Source organism: Pseudogemmobacter sonorensis (genome assembly GCF_042762395.1).
In the GTDB taxonomy this organism is placed as follows: Bacteria; Pseudomonadota; Alphaproteobacteria; order Rhodobacterales; family Rhodobacteraceae; genus Pseudogemmobacter; species Pseudogemmobacter sonorensis.
The window spans coordinates 1-4,904 of the sequence record NZ_JBEFZE010000066.1 but is presented as its reverse complement, the minus strand read 5'-3'; the positions used below and the strand labels follow the sequence as shown (position 1 = coordinate 4,904).

Sequence of the window (4,904 nt, the reverse complement as noted above, 5' to 3'; positions counted from 1 at the left end):
GCTGTTCGGCGTAGGCTGGGGCATCGCCGGCTTCTGCCCGGGCGGCGCGATCCCGGCGCTTGGGCTGATGCGGCCGGAGGCCGCGATCTTCGTGGCCGCCATGCTGGGGGGCATCCTGCTGGCCCGGGTTCTGCGTCGCTGGATGGAGGCGCGGCATGTGGCCGTTTCGTAAGGCTTCGCCGTTCCGGCGGGTGGACGAACGGTTTTCGGTGACGGGACAGATCCGGCCCGAGGACCTGCCGGCGATCGCCGAGGCCGGGTTCCGCAAGCTGGTCTGCACCCGCCCCGATGGCGAGGAACCGGGCCAGCCCGATTTCGCCACCCTCGCGGCCGAGGCCGGGCGCCTCGGCCTGACTGCGCATCACATACCGGTTTCGGGGACGCCCGGCCCCGAGCAGGTCGCGGCCTTCCGCGCCGTGATGGAGGCAGCCGAAGGGCCGGTGCTGGGCTGGTGCCGGTCGGGCGCCCGCGCCGAAACCCTGCGCCGGATGGCCAGGGGCTGAAGACAGACAGGACCGCACCCTCATGCAACGCTGGTTTCCCGTGCTCGACTGGGCGCGACGCTACGATTCCGCGACCCTCGGCGCCGACCTGCTGGCGGCGGTGATCGTCACGATCATGCTGATCCCTCAGTCGTTGGCCTATGCGATGCTGGCGGGTCTGCCGCCCGAGGTCGGGCTTTATGCCTCGATCCTGCCGCTGCTGGCCTATGCGGTCTTTGGCTCGTCGCGCACGCTTGCGGTGGGGCCGGTCGCGGTGGTCTCGCTGATGACGGCCTCGGCGGTGGCGCCTGTCGCGGCGGCGGGGCTGGCGGATGCGGTCACTGCGGCGGTGACGCTGGCCGCCCTGTCCGGGGCGATCCTGATCGTCATGGGGGTGCTGCGGCTGGGATTTCTGGCGAATTTCCTCAGCCATCCGGTGATCTCGGGCTTCATCACCGCCTCGGGCCTGCTGATCGCGGCGGGACAGTTGCGCCATATCCTCGGCGTCGAGGGCGGTGGCGGCACCCTGCCCGAAATCTTTGCGGGGCTTGCCGGGCAGGTCGGTGCAGTCAACCCGGCGACGCTGGGGGTGGGCGCGGGCGTTCTGGCCTTTCTCTATGTGGCGCGGCGGTGGTTCAAACGCGGGCTGGCCGGTCTTGGCCTGCCGGGCGCGCTGGCCGATGCCGTGGCCCGCGCTGCGCCGGTGATGGCCATCGGTGCGACCATCGCCGCCGCCGGGGTCTTCGATCTGGCCGCGCGCGGCGTGGAGCTGGTGGGGGCGATCCCGGCGGGGCTGCCGGTGCCGGGGCTGCCCGTGCTCGCGCCGGATCTGGTCGTGGCGCTGCTCCCGGCGGCTTTCCTGATCTCGGTGGTCGGCTTCGTGGAATCGGTCTCGGTCGCGCAGACGCTGGCGGCGCGGCGGCGCGAGCGGATCGCGCCGGACCAGGAACTGATCGGCCTCGGTGCTGCGAACATCGCCGCCGCGGTGTCCTCGGGCTATCCGGTCACGGGGGGCTTCGCGCGTTCGGTGGTGAATTTCGATGCGGGCGCGCGCACCCCGGCCGCGGGCGTGTTCACCGCCATGGGGATCGCGCTGGCCACCTTGTTCCTCACGCCCTGGCTGGCCGACCTGCCGCAGGCGACGCTGGCGGCGACGATCATCCTCGCGGTGCTGTCGCTGGTCGATTTCCGGGCCGTGGCCCGGACCTGGCGCTACTCGCGCTCGGATTTCGCGGCGATGGCGGCCACGATCCTCGTCACCCTGGGCTGGGGGGTGGAGCCGGGGATCACCGCCGGCGTCCTGCTGTCGCTGGCGCTGCACCTGTGGCGCACCTCGCGCCCGCATTCGGCGGTGGTGGGGCAGGTGCCGGGAACCGAGCATTATCGCAACATCGAGCGGCACGAGGTGCTGACCGATCCGGCGATCCTGTCGCTGCGCGTGGACGAGAGCCTCTACTTCGCCAATGCGCGGTTTCTGGAAGACCGGATCGCCGCGCTGGTGGCCGAACGCCCCGGCCTGCGCCATGTCGTCCTGATGTGCCCGGCGGTGAACGACATCGACGCCAGTGCGCTCGAAAGCCTCGAAGAGATCAACCGCCGACTGGGCGAGGCCGGCATCCGGTTCCACCTGTCCGAGGTCAAGGGCCCGGTCATGGACCGGCTGCGGCGGACAGACTTCCTGACCCATCTGACCGGGGAAGTCTTCCTCAGCCAGCACGCGGCGGTGTGCCGGTTGCGTGCGGCCGATGGTGCCGGTTGCACCCCCGCGCCTGTCTCCTGATCCATTTTGTTGCGGAGGGGTGCGGGATCGCGGTCTTGCCTCATGCCACGGCCTTTCCGGTGTCGCTGCGGATCGGATCGGCCAGCAGTCTGATCCCGTTCAGGACGACCAGCACCGTGCCGCCCTCGTGCCCGATCACCGCCAGCGGCAACGGCAGGGAAAGGAACAGGCTGGCGGTGACGAGCAGCACCATCATTCCCATGGCGAAGATCAGGTTCTGGCGGATCACCCGCCGCGTGCGGCGTGCAAGCCTGCGCGCGGCGGCAAGGCGTCCCATGTCCTCGGACAGCAGCGCCACATCGGCGGCCTGCAACGCCACTTCGCTGCCGGCAGCCCCCATGGCGATGCCGACATCGGCCCGCGCCAGCGCGGCCGCGTCGTTCACGCCGTCGCCGACAAAGGCCACCCGGCCGCGACGGGCAAGCCCGCCCACCAGATGCACCTTGTCGCCGGGCAGCAGGTCGGCATGGATGTCGGCCGGGGCAAAGCCCAGATCCGCGCCGATCCGCAATGCCACGGCGCGGCGGTCGCCGGTCATCATCGACAGCGTCGTCACCCCCTCGGCCCTGAGCGCCGCCAGCCCGGCGGCCGAGGTCTCGCGCGGCCGGTCCGCCACGCTCACCGCACCCAGAACCCGGTTGCCGCGCCCGAAATACACCACCGTCTGCGCCGTGTCGGCCAGGGCGGCCAGGTCCGGCCCGTCAAGCGTCGCGCCCATGCGCGCCGCCATGCGGGGGTTTCCGGCCCAGAGCGGGCCTTGCGCATCGCGGCCGGCGATGCCTTCGCTGGGGACCGTCTCCACGTCATGCACTTCGGCAGGGACGAGACCGCGCCCCGTGACATGACGGCGGATCGCATCGGCTATGGGATGCTCGGACTGCGCCTCCAGCCCGGCGATCAGCGACAGGAAGACCGCCTCGTCCCCGGGTTCGTTCCCGCGCGCGACCACCTCGGTCACCTCGGCCCTGCCGGTGGTCAGCGTCCCTGTCTTGTCGAAGGCGAAGGTCTCGACCTCGGCCAATGTCTCCAGCGCGGCGCCGCCCTTGAACAGCACGCCGCCGCGCGCCGCCGCCGCCAGCGCCGACAGGATCGCGGCGGGAACCGAGATCACGATGGCGCAGGGGCTGGCCGCCACCAGCAGCGTCGCGGCGCGATAGAGCGCGTCGTGCGGCGACCAGCCCAGCCACAGGAACACCGCGAAGGCCAGCGCCGAGCCCGCCAGCACGGCCACCGTATAGCGCTGGCCGAACCATTCGCTGAACCGCTCAGAGGGCGCGCGGGCGGCTTGCGCCTCGGTCACCAGCGCGATCATCCGCGCCACCGTGCTGTCGGCGACCGCGCGGGCGACCTGCACCGTCAGCACGGCGTTCAGGTTCACCGTCGCCTCGAACACCCTGGCGCCGGGCGCCTTGTGAACGGGCATGGATTCGCCTGTGATCGTCGCCTCGTCCAGCGCGCCGTCGCCGTCGAGGATCACCCCGTCCACCGGCACCCGCGCGCCGGGGCGCAGCACCACCACCTCGCCGGGGACAAGATCGGCCACCGGCACCTCGGCCACCGTGCCGTCCGCACCTTGCCGCAGCGCGGTGTCGGGGCGCAGCGCCATCAGCGCCTCGACCGCGCGCCGCGCCCGGCCCATGGCGCGTTGCTCCAGCGTGGACGAGAGACTGAACAGCGCCAGCAGCACCGCGCCTTCCAGCGGGGCGCCGACCGCCGCCGCCGCGACTGCGGCGATCACCATCAGGAGATCGATGTCGAGCACCCGCTCGGACCAGAGTGCCTGTAGCGCCCGCAATGCGGCTGGCACGCCCCCTGCCAGATAGACGAGGACAAGACCGAAGGCCCCGTGGGGGCCGGGGACGACAAAGGCGGAGAGGGCGGCGAGCGCGACGCCGAAAAGGCTGGCAAGTGTCAGCGCCGCCATGGCGCGATCAGAGGAAGGATCGAATGGCAATGTCTGTTCCTGGCTGTGCCGCAAGAGCGGCAATGGCTGGGGAAGGGGGGGACAGCAGCCTGAACGCAGGCGCTTGTCCGTTCGATCAGGCTGGTTGGCGCATCTCCTTTTTCCCTCGTTCTTCGTCCATGGCGACGGCCGTTCTTATTGATGCCTGATCGGATCCATGCCGGTCCGGCATGCCGAACGCGGCGATCAGCACGACGATCAGAAGCGGGCCGTCGCCGCGGGCCACGCGCGGTATGGCGTCAGCAGAGCGGGAAGGGCCTGCGCGATCTGTGCTTGTCGCGTCCTCCCGCCCACGACCGGACCTAGCGGTCGGCCTGGCGGCCGGCATGCGCGCGCGGGTTTCGCCCGCCCATCTGCCAGACCAGCGGGGCGAGGATCAGGGCCACTGCCGGAAAGATCAGCCAGTTGATGAGCTGCCATCCGGATGCCTGCAAGAGCGCGCCGACAAAGAACGATGCCGCGGCGACGGTCCCGAAGATGATGAAATCGTTGGTGCCCTGTGCCCGGCCGCGTTCCTCGGGGCTGTGGGTCGCCGCCACCATGGCCGTTGCACCGATGAAGCCGAAGTTCCAGCCGATGCCCAGAAGGATCAGCGACACGTAGAAGTGGAAGATGTCCAGCCCCGCAAGCGCGAAGATCGCCGACAGCGCGATGATGACGAGGCCCGATGCCGTCACCC

At 70.9% G+C, this 4,904-nt stretch carries 5 protein-coding genes; 3 read left to right on the top strand and 2 right to left on the bottom strand.

Annotated features, from left to right (window positions below; translation table 11 throughout):
* Nucleotide 1: 1 nt before the first annotated feature.
* The 3 genes from ABNX41_RS21515 to ABNX41_RS21505 are packed head-to-tail and all read left to right on the top strand — an operon-like array spanning nucleotide 2 to nucleotide 2,262.
* Nucleotides 2-172: a DUF6691 family protein gene (locus ABNX41_RS21515; RefSeq protein ID WP_438671727.1), complete on the top strand. Its 171-nt coding sequence runs from the start codon at nucleotides 2-4 to the stop codon at nucleotides 170-172.
* Entirely contained in the window at nucleotides 156-503 is a 348-nt protein-coding gene (locus ABNX41_RS21510; RefSeq protein WP_438671725.1) for a protein tyrosine phosphatase family protein, read from the top strand. Before ABNX41_RS21515 ends, ABNX41_RS21510 begins: the two co-directional genes overlap by 17 nt.
* A 22-nt stretch (nucleotides 504-525) precedes the next feature.
* A complete protein-coding gene (locus tag ABNX41_RS21505) occupies nucleotides 526-2,262 on the top strand; it encodes a SulP family inorganic anion transporter (protein WP_438671724.1) in 1,737 nt (578 codons plus the stop codon).
* A gap of 40 nt (nucleotides 2,263-2,302) precedes the next feature.
* Here the strand turns inward: ABNX41_RS21505 and ABNX41_RS21500 are convergent, their stop codons facing one another.
* Together ABNX41_RS21500 and ABNX41_RS21495 are read right to left on the bottom strand one after the other, a co-directional pair.
* Nucleotides 2,303-4,186: a heavy metal translocating P-type ATPase gene (locus ABNX41_RS21500; protein ID WP_438671726.1), complete on the bottom strand. Its 1,884-nt coding sequence runs from the start codon at nucleotides 4,184-4,186 to the stop codon at nucleotides 2,303-2,305.
* A gap of 341 nt (nucleotides 4,187-4,527) precedes the next feature.
* A partial coding sequence (locus ABNX41_RS21495) for an MFS transporter (RefSeq protein WP_438671723.1) occupies nucleotides 4,528-4,904 on the bottom strand: 377 nt, incomplete at its 5' end.

Excerpts from the sequence above, each read along its gene's own strand:
- ABNX41_RS21505 (WP_438671724.1), top strand. The coding sequence starts at position 526 with ATGCAACGCTGGTTTCCCGTGCTCGACTGGGCGCGACGCTACGATTCC.
- ABNX41_RS21500 (WP_438671726.1), bottom strand. The coding sequence starts at position 4,186 with ATGGCGGCGCTGACACTTGCCAGCCTTTTCGGCGTCGCGCTCGCCGCC.
- ABNX41_RS21510 (WP_438671725.1), top strand. The coding sequence starts at position 156 with ATGTGGCCGTTTCGTAAGGCTTCGCCGTTCCGGCGGGTGGACGAACGG.